16 protein-coding genes and 1 pseudogene are annotated in these 24,062 nt (G+C 71.1%); 13 read left to right on the top strand and 4 right to left on the bottom strand.

The window, feature by feature from the left end; all coding sequences use genetic code 11:
- The first annotated feature begins 22 nt into the window (after positions 1-22).
- From J8N05_RS37945 to J8N05_RS37935, 3 genes are read left to right on the top strand one after another with little or no spacing between them, the layout of a single operon-like run.
- A complete protein-coding gene (locus J8N05_RS37945) occupies positions 23-1,297 on the top strand; it encodes a glucarate dehydratase family protein (protein WP_210891308.1) in 1,275 nt (424 codons plus the stop codon).
- Positions 1,298-1,313: 16 nt separating this feature from the next.
- Positions 1,314-2,291, top strand: coding sequence for a 2-hydroxyacid dehydrogenase (locus tag J8N05_RS37940; RefSeq protein WP_247706859.1), 978 nt, complete (start codon positions 1,314-1,316; stop codon positions 2,289-2,291).
- A gap of 51 nt (positions 2,292-2,342) precedes the next feature.
- Positions 2,343-3,266: a 5-dehydro-4-deoxyglucarate dehydratase gene (locus J8N05_RS37935; protein WP_210891304.1), complete on the top strand. Its 924-nt coding sequence runs from the start codon at positions 2,343-2,345 to the stop codon at positions 3,264-3,266.
- Between the two features lie 96 nt (positions 3,267-3,362).
- Here J8N05_RS37935 and J8N05_RS37930 read toward each other — a convergent pair whose 3' ends face one another.
- The 3 genes from J8N05_RS37930 to J8N05_RS37920 all read right to left on the bottom strand — a co-directional run bounded on the left by J8N05_RS37930 (position 3,363) and on the right by J8N05_RS37920 (position 9,401).
- On the bottom strand, positions 3,363-4,856 hold the full coding sequence (locus J8N05_RS37930; RefSeq protein WP_210891302.1) for a family 43 glycosylhydrolase: 1,494 nt from the start codon (positions 4,854-4,856) through the stop codon (positions 3,363-3,365).
- Entirely contained in the window at positions 4,853-8,107 is a 3,255-nt protein-coding gene (locus J8N05_RS37925) for a discoidin domain-containing protein (RefSeq protein WP_210891300.1), read from the bottom strand. Before J8N05_RS37925 ends, J8N05_RS37930 begins: the two co-directional genes overlap by 4 nt.
- Before the next feature lie 265 nt (positions 8,108-8,372).
- The gene (locus tag J8N05_RS37920; RefSeq protein WP_210891298.1) at positions 8,373-9,401 is read right to left on the bottom strand and encodes a LacI family DNA-binding transcriptional regulator; all 1,029 of its coding nucleotides are present in this window, start codon (positions 9,399-9,401) and stop codon (positions 8,373-8,375) included.
- A gap of 205 nt (positions 9,402-9,606) precedes the next feature.
- Here J8N05_RS37920 and J8N05_RS37915 point away from each other — a divergent pair, with 205 nt between their 5' ends.
- The 9 genes and pseudogenes from J8N05_RS37915 to J8N05_RS37875 form a co-directional block, all read left to right on the top strand.
- Positions 9,607-10,923, top strand: coding sequence for an ABC transporter substrate-binding protein (locus tag J8N05_RS37915; protein ID WP_210891296.1), 1,317 nt, complete (start codon positions 9,607-9,609; stop codon positions 10,921-10,923).
- A 112-nt stretch (positions 10,924-11,035) separates the two neighbouring features.
- Positions 11,036-11,917 carry a carbohydrate ABC transporter permease gene (locus tag J8N05_RS37910; protein ID WP_247706857.1) on the top strand — a complete coding sequence of 294 codons (882 nt, stop codon included), beginning with the start codon at positions 11,036-11,038 and terminating at the stop codon, positions 11,915-11,917.
- Positions 11,914-12,732 carry a carbohydrate ABC transporter permease gene (locus tag J8N05_RS37905; RefSeq protein WP_210891294.1) on the top strand — a complete coding sequence of 273 codons (819 nt, stop codon included), beginning with the start codon at positions 11,914-11,916 and terminating at the stop codon, positions 12,730-12,732. The genes J8N05_RS37910 and J8N05_RS37905 overlap by 4 nt, the downstream gene beginning before the upstream one ends.
- Positions 12,733-12,832: 100 nt before the next feature.
- Complete coding sequence (locus J8N05_RS37900) at positions 12,833-14,791, top strand: glycoside hydrolase family 127 protein (RefSeq protein WP_210891292.1); 1,959 nt, start codon at positions 12,833-12,835, stop codon at positions 14,789-14,791.
- Positions 14,792-14,804: 13 nt separating this feature from the next.
- Positions 14,805-17,000: a glycoside hydrolase family 127 protein gene (locus tag J8N05_RS37895; RefSeq protein ID WP_210891289.1), complete on the top strand. Its 2,196-nt coding sequence runs from the start codon at positions 14,805-14,807 to the stop codon at positions 16,998-17,000.
- A gap of 68 nt (positions 17,001-17,068) precedes the next feature.
- Positions 17,069-17,659: an MSMEG_1061 family FMN-dependent PPOX-type flavoprotein gene (locus tag J8N05_RS37890; RefSeq protein WP_210891287.1), complete on the top strand. Its 591-nt coding sequence runs from the start codon at positions 17,069-17,071 to the stop codon at positions 17,657-17,659.
- Between the two features lie 56 nt (positions 17,660-17,715).
- Positions 17,716-18,594, top strand: a complete 879-nt coding sequence (locus J8N05_RS37885; protein ID WP_210891285.1) for an ABC transporter ATP-binding protein — start codon at positions 17,716-17,718, stop codon at positions 18,592-18,594.
- Positions 18,591-19,574 carry an iron-siderophore ABC transporter substrate-binding protein gene (locus J8N05_RS37880; RefSeq protein ID WP_210891283.1) on the top strand — a complete coding sequence of 328 codons (984 nt, stop codon included), beginning with the start codon at positions 18,591-18,593 and terminating at the stop codon, positions 19,572-19,574. The genes J8N05_RS37885 and J8N05_RS37880 overlap by 4 nt, the downstream gene beginning before the upstream one ends.
- A gap of 55 nt (positions 19,575-19,629) precedes the next feature.
- Positions 19,630-21,702, top strand: a pseudogene (locus J8N05_RS37875) (iron ABC transporter permease); the annotation flags it as partial.
- A 42-nt stretch (positions 21,703-21,744) separates the two neighbouring features.
- On the opposite strand, the gene J8N05_RS37870 reads toward J8N05_RS37875, so the two are convergent.
- Positions 21,745-22,653, bottom strand: a complete 909-nt coding sequence (locus J8N05_RS37870; RefSeq protein WP_210894096.1) for an RNA polymerase sigma-70 factor — start codon at positions 22,651-22,653, stop codon at positions 21,745-21,747.
- Between the two features lie 156 nt (positions 22,654-22,809).
- Between J8N05_RS37870 and J8N05_RS37865 the strand changes: the two genes are divergently transcribed.
- Entirely contained in the window at positions 22,810-24,060 is a 1,251-nt protein-coding gene (locus tag J8N05_RS37865) for a sensor histidine kinase (protein ID WP_247706856.1), read from the top strand.
- Positions 24,061-24,062: the final 2 nt, after the last annotated feature.

Raw genomic sequence — 24,062 nt, 5'->3', positions numbered from 1 at the left:
ACTACATATGAGGACGGCATTCATGGCAGGGAACGCAGCACGCATCGCCGACGTCACCGTGACCCCCGTGGCCTTCAAGGACTACCCACTCCTCAACACGGTCGGGGTGCACGAGCCGTACGCGCTGCGCACGATCGTCGAGCTGACCACCGAGTCCGGAGTCACCGGCATCGGTGAGACCTACGGCGGCACGGTCCATCTGGAACGCCTGCGCCGGGCCGCCGGGGAACTGGTCGGCCTGGACGTCTGGAACCTCAACGACCTGATCGCCCGCACCACACGCGCGCTGGGGGAGGACACCTCCGGCGGCGACGGCATGTCCGGGATGGTCACCGGCAGCAGCGCCGTGGACCGGGTCATGTCGCCCTTCGACGTCGCCTGTCTGGACATCCAGGGCAAGCTGCTCGGCAGGCCGGTCAGCGACCTGCTGGGCGGCGCCGTCCGTCCCTCGGTCCCCTACAGCGCCTACCTCTTCTACAAATGGGCCGCACACCCCGGACAGCCGGACGACGACCGGGGCGCCGCCCTCGACCCGGCGGGCCTCGTCGACCAGGCCCGCCGCATGATCGACGAATACGGCTTCTCCTCCATCAAGCTCAAGGGCGGCGTCTTCCCGCCCGACGAGGAGATCGCGGCGATCAAGGCCCTGCGCCGGGCCTTCCCCGACCTGCCGCTGCGCCTCGACCCCAACGCCGCCTGGAGCACGGAGACCTCGCTGCACGTCGCCCGCGAACTGGACGGCGACCTGCAGTACCTGGAGGACCCGACCGAGGGCATCGACGGCATGGCGGCCGTGGCCGCGGGGACACCGACACCCCTGGCGACCAACATGTGCGTCGTCTCCTTCGACGACCTCGCCCCGGCCGTGGCCCGCGGCTCCGTGGGCATCGTGCTGTCCGACCACCACTTCTGGGGCGGGCTGCGGCGCGGCCTCCAACTCTCCGCGATCTGCGACACCTTCGGCCTCGGCCTGTCGATGCACTCCAACTCCCACCTTGGCATCAGCCTCGCCGCGATGACCCATCTCGCGGCGGCCACCCCGCGCCTCACCTACGCCTGCGACACGCACACGCCCTGGAAGCAGCCGGACGAGGACGTCGTCGACACCGGGGTCCTGAAGTTCACCGAGGGCCGCGTCACTGTCCCGACGGCTCCCGGCCTGGGCGTGGAACTGGACCGGGACGCCCTCGCCCGGCTCCACCGGCAGTACCTCGACTGCGGACTGCGCGACCGCGACGACACCGGCTACATGCGCACCGTGGACCCCTCCTTCTCGACCAAGACCCCCCGGTGGTGACCCGACCGTGCACATCATGCTCAACCACCGCATCCTGAGCCGCTTCCACGAACCCCTCAAGGCCCGCGCCGAGGGCCCGCACACCTGGCTGGAGTCCTTCGACTGGTCCCCGGAACGGATCTCCGAGGCCATCACCGACGCCGAGGTGTTCGTCGGTTCGCAACTGTCGGCCGAGGACGCCCGGCGCGCCGGACGGCTCCGGCTCGTCCACGTCGTCGGCGCCGGCTACGACGGCATCCCGCTGGACGCGCTCGGCCCGCAGGTGTCGGTCACCACCACGCACCACCACGGCCGTTCCATCGCCGAGCACGTGCTCATGTCCGTCATGATGCTGTCCCGCGACGTGCTCGGCGCCGACCGCGCACTGCGGGCCGGACGGTGGCGCAACGTGGCCGTCGACCCGCGGCTGCCGTTCGGGACGACGCTGGAGGGCCGCCGGGTGGGCGTCATCGGCTTCGGCGAGACCGGCACCGAGGTCGCCCGCCTCTGCCAGGCGGTCGGCATGCGGGTACGCGCCGTACGGCGCGACCCCTCCGCACCCGTCCCGGAAGACCTGCGGACCGACTGGATCGGCGGCAACGACCGGCTGCCCGACCTGCTCGCCGAGTCCGACGTCGTCGTGGTCACCGTCCCCCTCGGCCCCGCCACCCGCGGCCTGATCGGCCCCGCCGAACTGACGGCCATGGGACCCGGCACCCTGCTGGTCAACGTGGCCCGCGGCCCGGTCGTCCAGGAGGACGCGCTGTACGAGGCCCTGGACACCGGCGTCATCGCCGGGGCCGCGCTGGACGTGTGGTGGTCGGGCCCGCCCCAGGCGCCGAGCCGGCTGCCGTTCCACGACCTGCCCAATGTGCTGATGACCCCGCACCACTCGGGCCACACCACCGACACCTTCGCCGCCCGCGCGCTGGAGATCGCCGACAACATCAACCGCCTGGAACAGGGCCGCCCGCTCGCCAACGTGGTGCGCGCGGGCGCCGCCACGGCCGGCTGACCCGGCGCCCGCGCCCCCTCACCACCGCCCCTCGCCCCCCTGCCCCAGGAGTTGGAGACCCCCATGCTCGAAGGCGTCCTCTTTTTCCCCGTCACTCCCTTCACCGATACCGGTGAGGTCGACCTGGCCGCCCTGCGCGAGCACGTCTCGGCGGGGGCCGACGCCGGTCCGGGCGGCGTGTTCGTCGCCTGCGGCACCGGCGAGTTCCACGCCCTGGACGTCGAGGAGTTCACCGATGTCGTACGGACCGCCGTCGACGCGGTGGCCGGCCGGGTCCCGGTGTACGCCGGGGCGGGAGGCGCGCTCGGGCTGGCCCGCCGCTTCGCCCGCGCCGCCGCCGAGGCCGGAGCGGACGGCCTGCTGCTCATGCCTCCCTACCTCGTCGACTCGCCCGCCGAGGGCCTGGTCGCGTACGTCCGCGCGGTCGCCGAGGAGACCGCCCTGCCGGTGATCGTCTACAACCGGGGCAACGCGCGCTTCGACGAGCACACCGCGTCGGAAGTGGCCCAACTGCCCACGGTGACAGGCTTCAAGGACGGCACCGGCGACCTCGATCTCGTCGCCCGGATCATTCCCGCCGTACGTGAGGCGCTGAGCGGGTCCGGCAAGGAGTTCCAGTTCTTCAACGGCATGCCCACCGCCGAGGCGAGCCAGCCCGCCTACCGCGCCCTGGGCGTGAAGCTGTACTCGTCGGCGGCGTTCGCCTTCGCCCCCGACATCTCCCTCGCCTTCCACCGTGCGGTGGAGGAGGACGACACCCAACGCGTCGACGCCCTCCAGCGCGCCTTCTTCCACCCCCTGGTCAGGCTGCGCAAGCGGGTCCCCGGCTACGCGGTGGCCCTGGTGAAGGCGGGGGTGACGCTGGAGGGCAGCAAGGCGGGACCGGTCCGCCCGCCCCTGACCTCCCTCGGCGCGGGGGAGATCGAGGAGCTGGCGGCCATCATCGCCGAGGGACGCGCCGTGCTCGCCTCCTGAAAGGTCCACGGGAGGTTCTCAGGAGGTCCGTGAGAGGTCCAGGGGAGGTCCTCGGGAGGGTCCGTGAGAGCTCCGTGGGAGGTCCGTCGGGCGGGGTCACTCGCCCGACGGCACGGTCTGGGCGGCGCCCAGAGCCACCGGCGTACCGAAGTTCGGTGTGCCGTCGGCGTTCCAGGTGAACTTCTGCGCCCGCGTGCTCCGGTTCATGTCGCAGCCGCCGGAGGCGGAGCTGTTGGCGTGGTAGACGATCCAGTCCTCCGTCCCGTCGGGCGACTTGAAGAAGCCGTTGTGCCCGGGCCCGTACACACCAGTGGTGTTGGACCGCTGGAAGACGGGGTTCGGCGACTTGGCCCAGGACGACGAACTGAGCGGATCACCACCGTTCCAGGTGAGCATGCCCAGCTTGTAGTCGGGTGTGGAGCAGTGGCTGGCGGAGTACACGATGAAGGTCTTTCCGCCGCGCTGGAGGACCTCGGCGCCCTCGTTGACCGCGCCGCCCACCGTCTCCCAGCCGTACGTCGGGGTGGACAGGACACGGCGGGTGCCGCTCGCGGTCCAGGGGTTCGACAGCGGCCGGATGAACATCGGCTGCGAGCCGTTGTAGAAGGTCCCCAACAGGTACAGATTGCCGTTGAGTTGGAGGATGCCCGGGTCCAGTTCCCAGGTGTTGTCCTGGGTGGGGTCGAGCAGGTCGGCCTTGAAGCTGTAGGGCCCCATCGGGTCGAGCCCGGCGCTCTCCAGTACATGGATCCGCTGGGTGCCGAGGTCGTACGGTTCCCGCCCGGCCGTGTAGTAGAAGTACCACCGCTTGCCGTTGGGGCCGTCGAGCAGATGGAACTCGGGGGCCCACATCGTGCCGGCCCCGTTCGGCCGGGTCAGGTTGAAGAGCACCTGCTCGGCGGCCGTGGCGAGACCGCCCAGGGTGGCCGACCTGCGCATGGTGACCGTCGAGTTCCAGGTGGTCGTGGCGAGGTAGTAGAAGCCGTCGTAGTAGGTGAGCCAGGGGTCGGGCCCGCGCTGGGCGAGCGGATTGGTGAACGTGCCAGGGCTCGTACCGCCGCCGCTGAAGCCGGGCAGCCGCCACACCCTGCCGCCGGTCGCGGAGCACGGCAGCTGCACCAGGTTGGTGTTCGAGGCCGACGAACCACCGCTCGGCGCCACGCACTTGCCGGAACCGACGGACACCAGGTTGAAGGTCCTGTCCGTGCCCGACACCGTCACCGGGACGAGCCGCCACCGCTGGTTCGTCGCGCTGTGGCAGGGCCACTGGATGACCGCCGCGTCGTCCGCCGTCGACGCCCCGGAGACATCGACGCACAGACCGGACTGCGTGGTGATCGTGTACGTGTCGGTCGTCCCCGCGACCAGGGTGTAGCCGAAGCTCTGGTCGGCGCCCGAGCTACAGGTGAAGGCACGCAGCTGAGTGCCGTTGGTCGACGAACTCCCGGGCAGGTCCAGGCAGTTGCCGCCGTTCTGGTTCACCCCGGCCGAGGTGAACGCCACGGCGGCCGAGGCGGGCGGCGCCACGAGGAGGGCGACCGCCAGGGTCAGCACGGCGAGGAGAGTGGAGAGACATCTGGAACGGGTCACGGGCCGTACACCTTCGCTTCCAGGAGGCCGACGGAGTTCGTGCCGTTGCCCGTCAGCAGCACCCGTAGTCGCGTGGTGCTCGTCGGGGTGAAGGAGACGGAGTTGTACTGGTTCCTGACCACCGGATAGGTCCCGGCGCCCGGCACATCGACATAGGCGCTGCCGTTCCAGTACTGGAGCTTCCATGAGGCGGGCAGGTCGATGCCCTGGTCGTCGTCGAAGAAGTAGACCTCCGCCCTGGCCAGGTTCCTCGCCGAGGACCAGGTCAGGTCGACCCACTGCTGACCCGACTCGGGCCAGCACCCCCAGCGCGGGTTCACCGTGTCGTTGGACGACGGCGGATCGATCCCGTCGTTGACCGCGGCGACGCTCTCCCAGGACGAGGTGTACGACGCGGACGCCGTCGCCGACCCGGCGAGGTTGGCCGGTGGCTGGACACCGCCCCGGTTGAACACCTTCACCTCGGTGAGACCCGTCTTCGCCCCGGAGGCGTGGGTGGCCAGGACCCGGATGCGCTGCGCGCTGACCGCGGGGAACCGCACCAGGTTGTAGTTGGCGCGCGGCGCGGCCGGACTCTTCGTCTGGTCGGCCACGTTCACCCACGAACCGCCGTCGTAGTACTGGATGGTGTACGCGGACGGCGCGCGGTAGGTGGTGCTCGCCGGCCGGCTGTCCTTGAAGTGCAGCCGTACCTCGTCGAGGGTGCGCGTGGCGCCCAGATTCAGCTCGTACCAGTCCTGGCTGTTGGGGGAGCCGCCCGCACCCCAGAAGGGTTCGTTGGTGGGATAGCCGTCGACCGCCCCGGAGACGGCGGAGCCGGAGCCGGTGTAGGACGCGGACGCGGTCGCGCCGGAGGCGAGGTTGGGCAGGTCGGCGGTCAGGTCGACACCGGCCTTGGCGAGCATGTCGACCATCCGGGGACTGCTCTGCACGACCTGGTTCGGGGCCTTCAGCCCGGCGACGGAGGTGTGGTGGGTGACCGTGCCGCTCGTGGTGACGTCACCGGTGGCCGGGTCCCAGGTGAACGGCACCAGCGAGCCGACGGTCGCCGTCCGGTTGCCGTTGACGTAGATCGAGTAACCCTCCGGGACACCGGGATAGCGGACCACTCCGTCGGCGGGGTCGTCCCAGACGATGGTCAGGTCGGCGCCCCGGTAGCGGAGGTTGTTGACGGTGAAGTGGCTCCAGCCGATGTTGATCGGGGAGAGCTCGACCTTCGCGTCGCTGCGCGGTCGCAGCCCGGCGACGTCCTCGATCACGGTCCAGTTGCTGCTGCCCAGGATGTTGTGGTGGATCCAGGAGCGGTAGTCGATGCCGGTGCCGTTCCAGTCGGCCCAGAACTCGTTGGCGTCCGGCCACTGGGTGTTGCCGCCGACGTACTGCGCCCAGGTGTTCCAGTACAGGAGCTTCTTGTAGTCGGTGGCGTTCATCCAGGAGTTGGAGTAGTTGCGCAGCACGGAGGAGTAGAGGCGGAACTGCACGGTGGAGTTGATGGTGGAGAAGTTGTTGGAGCCGGGGTTGCCGGCGTCGGCCGCGGCCTTCTTGTCGACCTGGTTGGCCGTGTAGAAGGGGAACACGGGGTACTGGGCGGGATCGTCGTACAGGCGCAGGGCCTGCTTGTACGTCGCGGTGTCGGGGACCGCGCCGACGGAGAACGGGTAGTAGTTGTTGATCTCCTTCCAGGGCACCCATTCGTTGGTCGACTTCAGCCGGTGTTCGAAGAGCTGCCGGTTCGGGTTCCACAGCACGTTGACGATCGCGTCCTTGATCTGGGTCGCGAGCGTGCGCATCTCGGTGGCCTTGGCGGTGTTGCCGGTCGCCTCGTAGGCCTGCGCGGCGGCGAGCGCGCCGCTGTACTGGTAGGCCGACTCGGCGCGGTCCATGTTCCCGGGCTTCCAGTGGAAGGAGACCGCGTCGGCGTCGTTGCCGGTCAGCGCGCCCCAGTCGTACTCGATGAGCTTGTTGTCGTCATGGTCGTAGTACGCCAGCTGCCCCTTGACGTCCCCCTCGGCGTAGCGGGCCAGGTTGGCGGCGATGCCCGGCTGGCCGCCGTGGATCTGGTAGCTCTTCCAGGCCGCCTCCGCGATGTACTGGGTGTAGCTGTTGGACCAGTTCTCGGGATCCCCCGGATTGTCCAGGAACCGTGCTCCCTTGGAGGTCTGGCCGACACTGAGCCAGTCCCCGTAGGCGTAGGACGGATCGCGCAGGTACTTGAGGTCGTCGATGTGCATGGGCTGGGTCAGCGCGATCGCGTTGTTGTAGCCGAGGACGCCCTCGGTCGAGGTCGGGAACTGGAAGGTCTGCCCGGGGATGTCGGCGTCCAGGCTGTTGAAGCGCATCAGCCACCAGCGGTAGTAGATGTTCTTCTTGATCGCGCCCTCGGGCACGTCGATGTAGGGCACGTTCTGCGCCCACCACAGGTTGTAGGCCCGGACATGGGTGGCGAACGCGGTGGCGGCCGAGTAGCCCGCGTAGGCGTTGTACTCCGTGAGCGACGCGGGGATCTCGTCGGTGACGAAGCCCATCGCCACCTTGGTGGTCACGGTGGCGCCGGCCGCGATCGTCACGGACCGGTTGAGCCCACCGCTTGAGACGGCGAAACCGTCACCGGTCAGGCGCGGGCGCACGGTGGTGAGGTTGTTGTACGCGTTGACCTGCCCGGTCAGCTCGCTGCCGCTGCCGGAGGTGGCGTACGGGGAGGTCGCCCGCAGTTGCAGTGTGGTGGCGGCGCTGCCGTTGTTCCTGATCGACAGGTTGGTCACCGCGACGTTGTTGTCGGTGATGAACTTGGTCTGCTCGACGCTGACCGACCCGCTGGTGTGCACACTCTTCCAGTGGCTCGGCGTCTGCCGGCGCTGGGCGACCTGTTCGGTGAAGGTGCCCGGGGAGATCGCGACCGCGTAGGCGTTGTTGTCGTTGACGCTCTCCCAATAGGCGACATGCCCGCCGAAGCCGAGCACCGCGGGGTCGTGGGTCTTCATGAAGAGGGCGCGGCCCCGGCTCATCAGCCAGGGCCCGGCCGGGTCGTTGCCGGTACGGGCCAGCAGCCGGTCCATCCAGAAGTCGGTGCCCGAGCTCTCCGCGTCGTAGATGCTCCGCATCATGTCGCCGGTCGTGTTCGCGACGGGCGGGGCCGGGATCGCGGGGCCGCTGAAGGTGGGGAAGCCGATGGTCTGCGCGGCGTGGGCGGCGGGTGTCGCGGTGACGACACAGCCGATGACGAGAGCCAGGGCGACGAGGAGCCGCTTCATGACAGGGCCCGTCGTTCACGCGGTCCGTGCCGGGAGGAGGTGCGGTCGGTTCTGCTCGGTCTTCTCATCGGAGCTCCCTGTCCAGTTGTGTTGTGCTCATGACATGTCTGTTCATGGCATGGGTCCGCACGTATCCGTATGAACCGGTGCACGGGGAAGCGCTGGAGAGTGAACGGTGAAACGACCTAAAAGGTTTTCGCAACGTAAATCCGTGCTCAGGAAGTGTCAAGAGGGTTGCCTGCGGCCCGAGTTCACGCACCGGCCGTCACGACAGGGCCACCGTGGACCCCCTGATCACCACCCGGCCGGGCTGGCTCTCCACGCCCGAGCGCCGCGTCCCGGCGATCGCCCCGAACAGGGCCTGCGCCGCCGCCCGCCCGACCTGTTCGAGGTTCATGTCGACGCTCGTCAGCGGCGGCCGGGAGGCCGAGGTCAGCACCTGCCAGTTGTCGAAGCCCATGACCGCCACGTCCTCCGGCACCCGGTGCCCGCGCTCACGCAGCACGTCCATCACGCCCCGGGCGATCTGGTCGCTGCCGCACAGCACCGCGTCCACGTCCGGATGCCGGTCGAGCAGCATCGCGGTGGCCGCCCGCCCCCAGCCCTCCGACCACACCCCGAACCGCGGCTCGCCGACCAGGGCGAGCCCGGCGTCGTCGAGCGCGGCCCTGGCGCCCTCGGCCCGCTCCCGCGCCGCGAGATACCCGGGGTCGCCGGTGATGTGCGCGATCCGCGTCCGGCCGCAGGCGAGCAGATGGTCCACCGCGATCCGGCCGGCGCCCACACTGTCGGGGACGATCGACAGATCCCCCGGGTCCTCCGAGGGCGCGTACGCGTAGACCACGGGGACGGGCAGTTCGCTGCCCAGGGACGGACGCGGATCGGTCCGGCTGCCCACCACGATCAGACCGTCGACCCGGCGGCCGAGCAGCGCGCGGACATGGTGCTGCTCACGGATCGCGTCGCCCCGCGCGTCGCAGAGGAACACCGCGACCGCACCCGCCCCGAACGCGTCCTCGGCGCCCATGAGGATCGGGATGCTGAATCTGCCCTCCAGGTCGCTGGTGAGCAGGCCCACGGTGCCCGTGCGGCCGGCGAGCAGACCGCGGGCCAGCTGGTTGGGCCGGAACGACAGCCGCTCGGCCGCCTCGACCACCCGCTGCCGTGTCTCCGCGCGCACCTGGGCGCGGCCGTTGAGCGCCTTGGAGGCGGTGGCGAGGGACACGCCCGCCAGCCGGGCGACGTCGCTCAGCGTGGCGGGCCCCGAACGAGCGGGGTCGGTGGCCTGGGCCATGGGTGTTCTCCTGTCTCGCGGCGCGTGGGTAAACCGTACGCGAGAGGGTTTCGGCCGCGGCGCCTTCGGGATGTTCTCCCGGGGCACTCCTGGCCCCGGACTTCCCCTCCGTGCAAGGGGATTGACGGGTGATGAGCCGCGTCCTAGCTTTCAGAAAGGCTTTTCGGTTTCTTTCCGGCGCAGAACCCACACGAGGGGGATCGTTATGGGGAGCACGACCGGACCACCTGGACGTCGCCGTCGGCGCGTCACCGCCGCCGTCGCGCTGCTGGCCGCCGCGAGCCTGTTCACGGCGTGCGGCTCCGGGGACGACGGCTCGGACGGCGGGGGCGGCGGCGGGGCCAAGGACGCCAAAGGGACCGACGACGGGGCCACGCTCACGATGTGGACGCGTGCGGCGACCCGGCCGCAGAGCGAGGCGCTCGTCAAGGCGTACAACGCGAGCCACGAGAACAAGGTCGAGCTGACCGTCGTCCCCACCGACGACTACCAGGCCAAGGTCGGCGCGGCGGCCGGGTCCAAGGACCTGCCCGACCTGTTCGCCTCCGACGTGGTGTTCGTCCCCAACTACACCTCCAGCGGCCTCTTCGCGGACCTCACCGAACGCATCGACGCCCTGCCCTTCGCCGACGACCTCGCCCAGTCGCACATCAAGGCCGGTACGTACGAGGACAAGAAGTACGTCGTCCCGCACACCCTCGACCTGTCGGTGCTCTTCTACAACAAGGACCTCTACCGCAAGGCGAAGCTCGACCCCGAGAAACCGCCCGCCAGCCTGGCCGAATGGGACGCGCAGGCGCGGGCCGTGGACAAGCTGGGCGGGGGAGTCGACGGCACCTTCTTCGGCGGCAACTGCGGCGGCTGCGGTGTCTTCACCTGGTGGCCGTCGATCTGGGCGGCCGGGGACGAGGTGCTGAACGAGGAAGGCACCGCGGCCACCCTCGACTCCGCCACCGCCAAGCAGGTCTACGCCGCCTACCGGGGCTGGGTGCGGGACGACATCGTGGCCCCCGGTGCCCGCGACGAGACGGGCACCACCTGGACCGGCGTCTTCCCGAAGGGGAAGGTCGGCGTCATGCCGATGCCGTCGACCACCCTGGGACTGATGCCCAAGGACCTCGACCTCGGGGTCGCGCCCATCCCCGGGCCCGACGGCGGCAAGTCCACGTTCGTCGGCGGCGACGCCATCGGCATCTCCGCCACCAGCAAGTCGGCCGACCAGGCCTGGAACTTCCTCGCCTGGTCCCTGGACGACAAGGCGCAGATCGACGTGGTCGCCGCCCACAAGGACGTGGTGGCCCGCACCGACCTGGCGTCCAACAAGCACTCCGAGGCGGACCCGCGCCTGGTGACGATCAACCAGCTCGTCGCCGACGGCCGCACCCCGTACGCCCTGAAGTTCGGCCAGACCTTCAACGACCCCAACGGCCCCTGGCTGACCCTGATGCGCGACGCGGTCTTCGGCGACGGGTCGAAGGTGGACAAGGACAACGAGGCGGTCAGCGCGTCACTGGCGGACTGAGCGACCCGCGCCCCTGGAAGGCAGGGGCGCGGGGAACTGCGCGCCCAGCCCCCACGCACCCGCACCTGCCCGTGCACCCACACGCCCCCACCCCGCACGCCGAAGGAGCCACATGCAGGGGTTGAGCCCGCGCGCGACACGGGGCCTCGCCTATGCCACCCCCACGGCGGTCCTGGTCACCGTCTTCTTCCTCCTGCCCCTCCTCCTCGTCGCCCAGATGTCCCTGAGCGACTGGCCACTCCTCGCGGGCGACCGAGGCCTCAACACCCCCGAGAACTACACCGACGCCACCGACAGCACCCTGTTCTGGCCCGCGGTCCGCTTCACCCTCCTCTACACCGTCATCGTCACGGTCGTCCTCCTCGGCCTGGCTCTCCTCCTCGCCCTCCTTGTGCAGGAGTCCCGCCCCGCCGCCGGTTTCTTCCGTACGGTGTACTTCCTGCCCGGCGCCCTGGGCCTGGCCTCCGCGTCCCTGCTGTTCTGGGGCCTGTACAGCCCCACCACCGGCCCCCTGAGCAGCGTCCTCGAAAGGCTCGGCCTCGTCGACGACCCGGTGTCCTTCCTGGGCACACCGACCTCGGCCCTCCTCTCGACGGTCTTCCTCGTCGTCTGGAAGTTCGCCGGCTTCTACATGCTGATCCTGCTCGTCGGCCTCCAGCGCATCCCCCACGAGCTGTACGAGGCGGCCCGCATGGACGGTGCGAGCCGCGCCCAGATCTTCCGCCGCATCACCCTGCCGCTGCTGCGGCCCTCCATCGCCCTGACCCTGCTGCTCTGCGTCACCGGATCCCTGCTGGCCTTCGACCAGTTCTTCATCCTCACCAAGGGCGGCCCGGACAACAGCACGGTCACGGTCGTCCAGTTGATCTACCGCGAGGCCTTCCAGCGGCTGAACCTCGGCACCGCGGCGGCCCTGTCGATCATCGTGCTGGCCGTACTGCTCCTGCTCAACGCCCTCCAGTTCCGCGGTCTGCGCCGCGCCGACGAGTCATGAGCCGCGCCCTGGGCCGTACGCCCTACTTCGTCGTCGCCGGCGGACTGGCCGTCATCTTCCTCTTCCCCCTGCTGTGGAACGCCTGGGCCTCCGTCAGCGGACAGCCCGGCACCGCACAGGAGTCCGGCCACGGGTTAGGCAACTACCGCACCCTGCTCCACTACGACGCGGGCCTGTGGCGCTACCTCCTCAACAGCACGGTCGTCTCCGCGCTGACCGTCGCCCTGACCCTCGGAGTGTCCCTGCTGGGCGGTTACGCCTTCGCCCGCTTCGACTTCCCCGGCAAGAACCTGCTGTTCCTGCTCACCCTGGCCATCCTCATGGTCCCGTACGCCACCCTCCTCATCCCCCTCTACGTCCTGCTCGGCAGACTCCACCTGCAGAACTCGCTCGTCGGACTGAGTCTGGTGCTGGCCATGTTCCAACTGCCGTTCGCCACCTTCATGATGCGGATCTCCTTCGAGGCGGTGCCGCGCGAGCTGGAGGAGTCGGCGTTCGTGGACGGGTGCGGTACGGCGGGCGCGCTGCGCCGGGTGCTGCTCCCGGCGGTGCGGCCGGGGCTGATCACCGTCGGGCTGTTCGCGTTCCTCGCCGCCTGGAACGACTTCATCGCCCCGCTGATCCTGATCTCGGACAGCGAGAAGGCACCCCTGCCCCTGGCTGTCGCGAACCTGCGACAGCAGAGCATGGGCGCCGTCGACTACGGAGCCACCGAGGCGGGTGTGGTGGTCCTCGCCGTGCCCTGCCTCCTGCTGTTCCTGCTGCTGCAACGGCACTACATGCGGGGCTTCATGTCGGGCGCGCTCAAGGGCTGAGGCCCTGACCACCTCGACTCGACGGACAACCGAAGGGACGAACCGAAGGCATGAAGTGGTGAAGGGGAACGAGGAGAGCAAGGCAGGCAGGGGAAACCCGGTGCCGTCGACCGTCCTTCCCGCGGCGCCGACCCGGGGCGCACTGCGGCCGCTCGGACTCGACGAGGTCGACATCACCGGCGGCTTCTGGGCCCGTCGCAGGCACATCAACGAGACAGTCGGCCTCCGCCACTGCCGAGACTGGATGGAACGCTCCGGCTGGACCGGCAACTTCCGTGCCGCAGCCGAGGGGCGGGTCCAACAGGACCGGCAGGGAAGGGAGTTCGCCGACTCCGAGATCTACAAGCTCCTCGAAGCCACGGCCTGGCAGAGCGCCTCCGGCAGCGCGCCGGACGTCGACGTCACCGCACTCGTCGGGGCCGTCGCCGCAGCCCAGGAACCGGACGGCTATCTGAACACCGCCTTCGGCCGCCCCGGACAGCCGCCCCGTTACAGCGACCTGGAATGGGGCCACGAGCTGTACTGCTACGGCCATCTGATCCAGGCGGGCGTCGCCGAGGCCAGGGCGCGGGGCGGGAGCGGGGGCGAGCTGGCGGAGGTCGCCCGGCGGGCCGCCGACCACATCTGCGCCACATTCGGCCGGGGTGGCATCGAGCGCGTCTGCGGCCATCCGCTGATCGAGACGGCCCTGGTGGAACTGGCGCGGCTGACGGGGGAGGAGCGCTATCTCGCCCAGGCCGCGCTCTTCGTCGACCGCCGGGGCCACGGCACGCTCGCCGACGGCGAGTTCGGCCGCGTCTACCACCAGGACGACCTGCCCGTACGAGAGGCGCGGGCGCTGCGCGGGCACGCCGTACGCGCCCTCTACCTCGCGGCCGGCGCCGTCGACGTGGCCGTGGAGACCGGCGACGAGGAACTGCTCGCCGCAGTCGTCCGGCAGTGGGAGGCGGGGGTCGCCCGGCGCACGTATGTCACCGGCGGCATGGGCTCCCACCACCGGGACGAGTCCTTCGGCGACGACTTCGTCCTGCCGCCGGACCGCGCCTATTCGGAGACCTGCGCGGGCGTCGCCTCCGTACTGCTCAGCTGGCGATTGCTGCTCGCCACCGGCGAACCGCGCTTCGCCGACCTCGCGGAACGGACCCTGTTCAACGTGGTCGCGACCTCCCCGGCGGAACACGGCCGGGCCTTCTTCTACGCCAACACGCTGCACCGGCGTCACCGGAGCGCCGTGCCCGCCCCCGACACGGTCAGTCCGGGTGCCGATCCCGGCCTGCGCGCGCCCTGGTTCGCGGTGTCCTGCTGCCCCACCAACGTGGCACGGACCCTGGCCCAGCTTCCCGCGCACCTGGCCACGGCGGACGACCACGGCATCCAGCTGCACCAGTACGCCGACGCGCGCATCGCCACCTCCCTCACACCCGGTCACGCCGTCGCCCTGCGGATCCGCACCGACTACCCGGCCGACGGGACCGTGGTCGTGCGCGTCGACCGGTCGCCGTCCGACCGCCCGTGGACCGTGTCGCTGCGCGTCCCCGCGTGGACGGCGGGCGCCACGTCATGGCTGGTCGAACCGGACGGCACCCGTCGCACGGTCGCCCCGGGCACGGCCGAGGTCACCCGCGTCTTCCGGCCGGGCGACGAGATCCGGCTCGAACTGCCCGTACGGCCGCGCTGGATCGGCGCCGATCCGCGCGTCGACGCGGTGCGCGGCGCCGTGGCCGTCCAGCGCGGGCCGCGGGTGTACTGCGCCGAGTCCGTGGACCTGCCCGACGGCCTGGACGTCGACGCGATCCGGGTGGACCCGGCCGTCGATCCGCGCGACGGGCCGGACCCGGCGGTGGACACCGTCGTGGTCGACGGCCGCCTCGCCCTGTACGACCCACGGTCCACCGCGTACGACGCGCGACGCGACGAGCCCTGGCCCTACCGGCCGCTCGACGCCCCCACCGCCCCGCCCGGGAGCGACCGGGCGGAGATCACCCTGGTCCCGTACCACTCCTGGGCGAACCGGGGTCCCTCGACGATGCGGGTGTGGCTGCCCGCGGACGACCGATGATCGGAGACGGAGCATGTCCCAACCCCCCACACGCCGAGGCCTGTTGCGGCTCGCCGCCGGGACGGCGGCCGCCGTCCCCCTCGCGCAGGCGATCACGCCCGCGCAGGCCGTGACCGGCGCGGCCCCCGACGCGCCGGGCATCGCGGGAACGGCTCCCGGCGGGGCCGCCATGGCCGCTACGGCAGCCGCGCCCGCCCTGCCGGTACAGCCGTTCCCGCTGGGCCAAGTCGCCCTCGGCGACGGCGCGTTCCGCCGCAAGCGCGATCTGATGCTCGACTACGCCAGGGCCTACCCCGCCGACCGCATCCTGGCCGTCTTCCGGGCCAACGCCGGACTGGACACCCGCGGGGCCCGCCCGCCCGGCGGCTGGGAGACCGCCGACGGCAATCTGCGCGGCCACTACGGCGGCCACTTCCTCACGCTCGTCGCCCAGGCGTACGCCGACACCCGGGAGGCGGCGCTCAAGACCAAACTCGACCATCTGGTCAGCGCGTTGGGCGAGTGCCGACAGGCCCTGGCCGACCACGGCTCCCCGAGACCGAGCCACCCCGGCTACCTGGCGGCGTACCCGGAGACGCAGTTCGTCCTGCTGGAGAGCTATACGACCTACCCCACCATCTGGGCGCCCTACTACACCTGCCACAAGATCATGCGGGGTCTCCTGGACGCGTACACCCTCGGCGGGAACGCGCAGGCCCTCACACTCGCATCCGGGATGGGCGACTGGGTGCACAGTCGGCTCGGCGCGCTGCCGAAGGCGCAGCTGGAGCGTATGTGGTCGATCTACATCGCGGGTGAGTACGGCGGGATGAACGAGGTGCTGGCGGACCTGTACGCGCTCACCGGACGGCCGCAACACCTGGCCGCCGCCCGCTGCTTCGACAACACCGCGCTGCTGGACGCCTGCGCCGAGGACCGGGACATCCTGGAGGGCAGACACGCCAACCAGCACATCCCGCAGTTCACCGGCTATCTGCGGCTGTACGACCACACGGGGGAGGAGCGGTACGCCGCCGCGGCCCGCAATTTCTGGGACATGGTCACCGAGTCCCGGACGTACAGCCTGGGCGGTACGGGACAGGGCGAGATGTTCCGGGCCCGGGGCGCGATCGCGGCGACCCTCGACGACAAGAACGCCGAGACCTGCGCCACGTACAACATGCTCAAGCTGAGCCGGCAGCTCTTCTTCCACGAGCCCGACCCCGTGTACATGGACCACTACGAGCGCGGTCTGACCAACCACATCCTCGCCTCCCGCCGGGACGCGGGCGGGGCGCCGAGCACGAGCGGTCCGGAGGTCACCTATTTCGTCGGCATGGGGCCCGGAGTCGTGCGGGAGTACGGCAACATCGGCACGTGCTGCGGCGGCACCGGCATGGAGAACCACACCAAGTACCAGGACTCGGTGTACTTCCGCTCCGCCGACGGCGACGCGCTGTACGTCAACCTCTACCTCGCCTCGACCCTGCGGTGGCCCGAGAAGGGACTCGTCGTCGAGCAGACGGGCGACTACCCGGCGGAGAGCCTCCGCACCCTGGTCTTCCGCGAGGGCGGCGGCCCGCTCGATCTGAGACTGCGGGTGCCGTCCTGGGCCACGGGAGGCTTCACCGTCACGGTCAACGGGGTGCCGCAGCGGGCCGAGGCCGTGCCCGGCAGCTATCTCACCCTGAGCCGGAACTGGCGGCGCGGCGACCGGGTCGATGTGTCGGCGCCCTACCGGCTGCGGATCGAGAGGGCCCTGGACGATCCCGCCGTCCAGTCGCTGTTCCACGGGCCGGTCCTGCTGGTCGCGCGGAGCGCGGCGACGGGATTCCGCGCGTTCTCTTTCTACAAGGACTTCACGCTCCGGGGTGATCTCGCCGACGCGATCGATCCCGAGGGCCGCCCCTCGCACTTCACCACCCACGGTCTGACCCTGGCGCCGTTCCATCTCGCGGACGACGCCCGCTACCACGCCTACTTCAGGCGGGCCGAACCCGTCGTCGTGTTCGGGGCCACCGACTCCGGCGTACCGAACCGCGCCCGCGGCGACGGGCTGACCTTCCTCGACGTCCTCTGGGCCCAGGCACCCTTCGCGACCTCCGCCGATCTCGTACGGGCGGTGGCTGCTCTCGCCGACCTCTGGGTCTCCGAGGGACGGTTCACGCGGGTTGAGCGGGACCGTGTCGTCGCGGCCGCCCCGGGCGTCTCTCAGGTAAGGCATGCCTAACGACGTCAGATAATGTTCTGCGTGCAACTACTTGTACCCGCCGGACGCACGCATGTTTGGAGTCGGCCTTGCCGCACACGATCGACACCGCCGGAACAGGGCCGGACGCCGTGACCGAGGAAGGCCGGGAGGGTCGGGAGGGCCGGGAGGGCTGGGTCGAACTGGGGTCGGGCGCCGAGCTGCGCGAGCTGCTCGGCGAGCCCTGGCCCATCGTGATCGAGAAGGTCCACGACCGCCTCGCCGACCAGGACCGGGACATCATCGCCCGCTCGCCCTTCTGCCTGCTGGCCACCTCCGACTCGCGCGGCAACTGCGACGTCTCCCCTCGTGGGGACGCCCCCGGCTTCACGCACGTCATCGACTCCGGCACGCTCGCCCTGCCCGACCGGCCGGGGAACCGGCGGGGCGACAGCTTCCACAACATCCTCGACAACCCGCACGCCGGCCTGCTCTACCTGATACCCGGCAGCAAAGAGGTCCTGCGGGTCAACGGCCGGGCCCGCATCCTCTCCGACGCCCCGTTCTTCGACGCCATGACGGTGAAGGGCCAGCGTCCCGCGCTCGCCCTGGTCCTGGAGATCGACGAGATATATCTGCACTGCCCGGCGTCGCTGCGGCGCTCGGGCGTGTGGAGTCCGGAGTCCTGGCAGACCGGCTGACCGACGCACCGGCACCCCCTGTCCAGCACAAATAAGGGTAGGCTAACCTTCGTCGGGTGAGATCTGGTGAAGAAACAGCCGACACCCCGCGTCTTCGCGGTCACCAACTGTCGGCCACGAGCGTGACCGTCGCCTACGACGGCGTCGACGTCGTGCACGACGCGGCGGTCGCCCTGCGGCCCGGTGAGGTGACCGTCCTGGTCGGCCCCAACGGCAGCGGCAAGTCGACGCTCCTGCGGACGATCGCCCGTCTGCAGCGGGCCCGCCACGCCACGCTCAGGATCGACACCGAGACCGACGGCCTCGCCCTGAGCGCCCGTGAGTTCTCGCGGCACGTCGCCCTGCTGACCCAGGGCCGCCCCACCCCCAGCGGACTCACCGTGCGGGACGTCGTCGAGTTCGGCCGCTACCCCTACCGGGGCCGCTTCGGCCGGCCCGACCCGGACGCGTCCGCCGCGATCGACCGCGCGCTCGCGCTGACCGGCGTCACGGACCTCGCCGAGCGCGGCGCCGACCACCTCTCCGGCGGACAGCTCCAGCGGGTGTGGCTCGCCAGCTGCCTCGCCCAGGAGACCGGCGTGCTGCTGCTCGACGAGCCGACGACCTACCTCGACCTGCGCTACCAGATCGAACTCCTCGACCTCGTCCGGGACCTGGCGGACGACCACGGCATCGCCGTCGGGGTCGTCCTGCACGACCTCGACCAGGCGGCGGCCATCGCCGACCGGATCACCCTGCTCGAAGCGGGCCGCATCGTCGCCGACGGCCTGCCCGAGGACGTCCTCACCCCGGAACGCCTCACCGCCGTCTACGGCATCCGCATCGACGTGGACCACGACCCCCTCACCGGCCGGCTGCGCACCCGCCCGATCGGCCGACACCACACCCGGCACACCCGCCGCACTCGAACCGAAAGGCTCGGCACCACCTCATGAGACGCCTCCTGCTCACCGCGGCCGCCACCACCGCCGCGGCGCTGACCCTCGCCGCGTGCGGCACCACCGAGCCTGCCGCCGACAAGACCGAGAAGAAGACGTCCGAGGCCATCACCCTCACCGACGGCTCCGGCAAGAAGCTCAAGCTCGACGGCCCGGCCACCAAGGTCGTCGCCACCGAGTGGAACGAGGTCGAGAACCTCGTCACGCTCGGCGTCGACCCGGTCGGCGTCTCCGACGTCAAGGGCTACAACACCTGGGACTCCGCCGTCCCGCTGAAGAACGAGCCGAAGGACATCGGCACCCGCGGCGAGCCCAGCATGGACACCGTCGCCGCCCTCGCGCCCGACCTCATCCTGGCCTCCTCGGACCTGGCGCCCGCGGCCGTGAAGCAGCTGCGCGAGGTCGCCCCGGTACTGGAGATCAAGTCCGCCGACGGCTCGGACCAGATCGGTCAGATGCTGGAGAACCTCGACCTGATCGCCAAGGCCACCGGCACCACCGACAAGGCGGCGACGGCCCGCAAGGACTTCGAGGCCAAGCTCGCCGAGGGCAAGAAGGCCCTCGCCGACGCCGACCTCGCGGGCACGGAGATCGCCTTCGCCGACGGCTACGTCACCTCCAACCAGGTCACCCTGCGCCCGTACACCGACGGTTCCCTCATCGGATCCGTCAACAAGCGCCTCGGCCTGAAGAACGCGTGGAAGGTCAAGGGCGACGCGGCCTACGGACTCGGGTCCACCGACGTCGAAGGCCTCACCGACCTGCCGAAGGACACGCAGTTCGCCTACATCGGCAACGACGGCGACAAGACCGCCACCCCGTTCACCGGAGTGCTCGCGAAGAACGCCGTCTGGAAGTCCCTGCCGTTCGTGAAGTCCGGTGACGTGCACCGCCTGGACGACGGCATCTGGATGTTCGGCGGCCCCGGGTCGATGTCCGCGTACGTCGACGCCCTCGTCGCCGCGCTGACGAAGTAGCGGCAGAGACCAACGGAACAGCAGCAGTAACAGAAGTCGGCGAAGCAGAAGCAACGGAGCCATGGCCGTCACCGCAACCCCTCCCGTCACCCGCCCGTCGACGGCCACGTCCTGGGCGGGCGCGGCCGCGGTGACGGCCGCGCTCGTCCTCCTGGTCCTGGCCCTCGGGATCGTCGACATCACCCAGGGCACCGCCGACGTCGGACCGGCCGAGGTCCTCAAGGCCCTGACCGGGCAGGGCGAAGGGGCCGACGCGTCCGTCGTGATCGCCTCCCGGCTGCCGAGGATGGTTGCCGGCATCATGGTCGGCGTCATTCTCGGTGTGGCGGGCGCCGTCCTCCAGGCCGTCAGCCGCAACGTCCTCGCCTCACCCGACACCCTCGCGGTGAACGCCGGTTCGTATCTGGCGCTCGGTCTGGTCGGCGCCACCGGCGTCTCGCTGCCGCTGCTCGCCTCCTCCTCGGTCGCCTTCGTCGGCGGACTCCTCGCCGCGGCCGTCGTCCTCGCCCTGTCCGGTCTCGGCACGGGCACCGTACGGCTGGTCCTCGCGGGCACCGCGCTGGCCCTGGGCCTGAACTCCGTGACGCAGGGCCTGCTCCTGCTGTTCCCGGAGCAGACCGAGGGCCTCTACCAGTGGAACCAGGGCAGCATCAGCCAGAACGGCTTCGACGGCGTCCTCCAGATGCTGCCCGTCGCCCTGGCCGGGATCGCCGGACTGCTGCTGGTCGCACGCCGCGTCGACGCGCTCGCCCTCGGCGACGACGCCGCGCGCGGTCTCGGCGTGCCGGTCCGTGCCACCCGCGTCACGGTGGTCGTCCTGGCCTCGCTGCTGTCGGCGGCGGCGGTCACCCTCGCCGGACCCATCGGCTTCGTCGGCCTGTGCGCACCGGCCCTGGTGCGCCCGCTCGCCCGCAGACTCAGGGGCTTCGCCCGCGCCCGTACGACGCTGCCGGTGGCGGGACTCGTCGGCGCGGTGCTGGTCCTCGGCTCGGACGTGCTGCTCCGGGCCCTCGTCCCCTCGGACCGGGCGGTCGCGGTGCCCACCGGCGTCGTCACCAGCCTGGTCGGCGCCGTGTTCCTGGTGGCGATGGCCCTGCGGCTGCGGGACACCTCCGGAGCCGAGGCCCCGGACCGGATCCGTATCCCCAGCCGGACCGTGTTCCTGGTGACCCTGGCCGCTCTGGTCGCCGTGGTCGTCGGCGTCACGGTCGCCGGCGCCCTGCTCGGCGACAGCAAACTCCTGCTCGGCGACCTCGCGAACTGGGCGCAGGGCCGGGCCGGCCGAGGCGTGTCCTTCGTCCTCGAAACCCGCGTCCCCCGCGTGCTCGCGGCCCTGTGCGCGGGAGCGGCGCTCGCCCTGGCCGGCACGCTCGTCCAGGCCGTGACCCGCAACCCGCTCGCGGAGCCGGGCGTCCTCGGCGTGTCCGGCGGCGCCGCGCTGGGCGCCGTACTCCTCGTCACCACCGCGCCCGTCGCCGGCACCTGGGGCATCGCGGGCGCCGCGTTCGCGGGCGCCGCGCTGACCTCCGTCGTCGTCTTCGGGCTCGCCGCCCGGGGCGGCTACCGGCAGAACAGGCTGGTCCTCGTCGGTATCGGTGTCGCCGCGGGTACCGCGGCGCTGATCAGCCTGCTGATCGTGCTCACGGACCCGTTCAACGCCACGAAGGCGCTGACCTGGCTGTCCGGTTCGACGTACGGCCGGACCATGCCGGACGTGCTGCCCGTCGCACTCGTGCTGGTCCTGGGCCTCGTCGTCGCCTTCGCCCGGCGCACCGAACTGGACCTCGTCTCCCTCGACGAGGACACCCCGCGCCTCCTCGGCCTGCCGCTGTCCCGGGCCAGGCTCGGCTTCCTGGTGGTGGCCGTCCTGCTCAGCGCGACCGCCGTCGCCTCGGCCGGCACCATCGGATTCGTGGGCCTGGTGGCACCGCACGCGGCCCGCGCCCTGGTGGGCCGACGGCACGTCCGGGTGGTGCCGGTGGCGGTCCTGCTGGGCGCCGCGCTCGTCTGCACGGCCGACCTCCTCGGCCGCACGGTCATCGCCCCCGCCCAGCTGGGCGCGGGCCTGATGACGGCCGTGATCGGCACACCGTACTTCCTGTACCTGCTGGTACGAAGCCGGCGCTGAACCGGCGAAGCCCCGGGGCGGGCGGCGCTCGGCGGCGTCCGCTCAGCCGTCCGCCCGGTCGTCCAGCGACGCCAAGTACGGCGACAGCTTGTCCGGGGCCATGACCCACATGATCCGGTCGATGCCCTCCGCCGACACGTCCACCGACAGCAGGGCCACGGCGCTGCCGCCGGACCGCACGAGGACGGCCGGGCGGCCGTTGGCCTCGACCCAGCTGACGTCCGACTCCGGCCAGAACCGCGGCGCGAAGGCGGCGAGGTACCGGGAGACGTGCGGGCGTCCGACCACCGGGATCCGCGAGGCGCCACGCACCCCTCCGCCGTCGGAGTAGCTGACGACGTCCGCCGCGAGGACCTCTTCGAGCGACTTCAGATCGCCGGTCCGCGCCGCGGTCAGGAACACCGTCAGCAGCCGCCGGTGCTCGCTGCGGCTCACCTGTTCCTTCCGCTCGGTGGCCAGATGCCTGCGCGCCCGGCTCACCAGCTGGCGGGTGTTGGCCTCACTCGTCTCCAGGATCTCCGCGACCTGCCGGTAGGGGTAGTCGAACGCCTCCCGCAGGACGTAGGCGGCCCGCTCCACCGGATTCAGCCTCTCCAGGAGATGGAGAACCGCCAGCTCGACCGCCTCGGCGCGCTCCGCCCCCAGATGCGGGTCGAGGCTGGTGTCGACCGGCTCGGGGAGCCACGGTCCGACATACGTCTCACGGCGTACGCGGGCGGACTGGGCCGTGTTGATCGCCAGCCGGGTGGCCACGGTGGTCAGGAAGGCGGTCGGCTCGACGATGTTCGTGCGGTCGGCCTTCTGCCACCGCACCCACGCCTCCTGGAGGACGTCCTCGGCCTCCGCGACGCTGCCGAGCATGCGATAGGCGACTCCGAAGAGCTGGGGACGCGCCGCGACGAACTGCCTCGTCGCCGTCTCAAGAGAGTTGACGTCGTCCCCGGCCTGCATCGATGTCCTTTCGCCCCAGATCACGGTCATGTTACAGGCGGTGCGCGAGGGGCGCGTGTCCCCGGCCGCTGACGGTGTCGTCCCTCGCGCGGGGGACGACGTCATCGCCCGCTGGAGGGATGATCCCGAAGAGTCCCGACTGCCATACTGACCGGCGTGCCCCGTGCGACGGCTTGGCGTGACACCTGGACCGCGACGCGACGGCGAGTGTCCGAACTCCCGCACGTGGGTGTGCTGTTCGGGACCCTGCTCGGGCTGTCCGCCGTCCTGGAATCGCTCGCCGAATTCGTCGGCGCCCACGGGTCGATACCCCGGCTGTTCGCCGACGCCACCGCGCAGGCCGGCCCGCACGGCAGCGCCACGGGCGTGCAGTTCGCCATGGTGGTCGGGCTGTTGTGTCTGTCGACCGCACTGCCGCTCGCCTTTCTGCGCCCCCTGGCGGCCGGGGTCACCGTCACCACGGCGAGCATCGGCTCGCTCCTGATCCTCGGGACGCTGACCGTGGCGGGCCTGGCCGCCCAGCTCGTCGCCCAGTACCGGCTCGGCCGCGGCGGCTCCCTCCTGTCCGCGGCGCTCCTCGGCACGCCCTTCCTCGTCCTGGCCCTCACCGGCCCCGACGACACCGGCCACCGCGTACGGGTCGTGCTCGTCGCGGCACTGGCCCCGCTGGCCGCCTTCGCCGGACTGGCCGCCCGTTCCCACGAGCAGAACCGGCGGCACAGCGCCATCCGCGAGGTCATGGACGGCACGCGGTGGGAGAACGCCGCACGGGGCGAACGCGTGCGCATCGTGCGTGAGTTGCACGACGTCGTCGGCCACCACATCTCCATGATCGCCGTACAGGCCGAGACGGCCCGGATAGCCACCGCGGGCATGCCGGCCGAGGGCGCCGAACGACTGCTCGGTATCGGGGACACCGCCCGCGCGGCCCTGACCGAGATGCGCAGGCTGCTCGGCGTGCTCCGCGAGGACACCGGGTCCGTCACCGGCGGTGACCGCAGGCCGCAGCCCGACCTGACACAGCTCCACGAACTGCTCGAAGAGGCACGCAAGGCGTCCGCCACATCCATCCGCCTCATCCTCAGCGGCTCACCGAGCGCACTGGACCCCGGCATCGAACTCGCCGCCTACCGCATCGTCCAGGAATCCCTCACCAACGCCCGTAAGCACGCCACCGGCGCCGCCGTCGACGTGGAACTCGTCTACGCCGACGAAGCGCTGCACCTGCGCGTCCGCGACAACGGCCCTGGACCGCCGCGCGACCGGCCCACCGGCGGACACGGCCTGCTCGGTATGCGCGAACGCGCGTCCGCGGTCGGCGGCGACGTCCACACCGGCCCGGGGTTCGGCGGCGGCGGTTTCGTCGTCGAGGCACGTTTCCCCCTCAAGGCACCGCAACCCCGATGACG

Origin of the sequence: Streptomyces liliiviolaceus (assembly GCF_018070025.1) — a bacterium.
Lineage (GTDB): Bacteria > Actinomycetota > Actinomycetes > Streptomycetales > Streptomycetaceae > Streptomyces > Streptomyces liliiviolaceus.
Note: the sequence above shows the minus strand (reverse complement) of the source record. Positions and strands in the feature narration are given on the sequence as shown.

What these genes read in the sequence shown, in the direction of transcription:
- J8N05_RS37870 (WP_210894096.1), bottom strand. Translation starts at nt 22,653, where the DNA reads ATGCAGGCCGGGGACGACGTCAACTCTCTTGAGACGGCGACGAGGCAG.
- J8N05_RS37895 (WP_210891289.1), top strand. Translation starts at nt 14,805, where the DNA reads ATGTCCCAACCCCCCACACGCCGAGGCCTGTTGCGGCTCGCCGCCGGG.
- J8N05_RS37915 (WP_210891296.1), top strand. Translation starts at nt 9,607, where the DNA reads ATGGGGAGCACGACCGGACCACCTGGACGTCGCCGTCGGCGCGTCACC.
- J8N05_RS37920 (WP_210891298.1), bottom strand. Translation starts at nt 9,401, where the DNA reads ATGGCCCAGGCCACCGACCCCGCTCGTTCGGGGCCCGCCACGCTGAGC.
- J8N05_RS37905 (WP_210891294.1), top strand. Translation starts at nt 11,914, where the DNA reads ATGAGCCGCGCCCTGGGCCGTACGCCCTACTTCGTCGTCGCCGGCGGA.
- J8N05_RS37880 (WP_210891283.1), top strand. Translation starts at nt 18,591, where the DNA reads ATGAGACGCCTCCTGCTCACCGCGGCCGCCACCACCGCCGCGGCGCTG.
- J8N05_RS37910 (WP_247706857.1), top strand. Translation starts at nt 11,036, where the DNA reads ATGCAGGGGTTGAGCCCGCGCGCGACACGGGGCCTCGCCTATGCCACC.
- J8N05_RS37945 (WP_210891308.1), top strand. Translation starts at nt 23, where the DNA reads ATGGCAGGGAACGCAGCACGCATCGCCGACGTCACCGTGACCCCCGTG.
- J8N05_RS37940 (WP_247706859.1), top strand. Translation starts at nt 1,314, where the DNA reads ATGCTCAACCACCGCATCCTGAGCCGCTTCCACGAACCCCTCAAGGCC.
- J8N05_RS37925 (WP_210891300.1), bottom strand. Translation starts at nt 8,107, where the DNA reads ATGAAGCGGCTCCTCGTCGCCCTGGCTCTCGTCATCGGCTGTGTCGTC.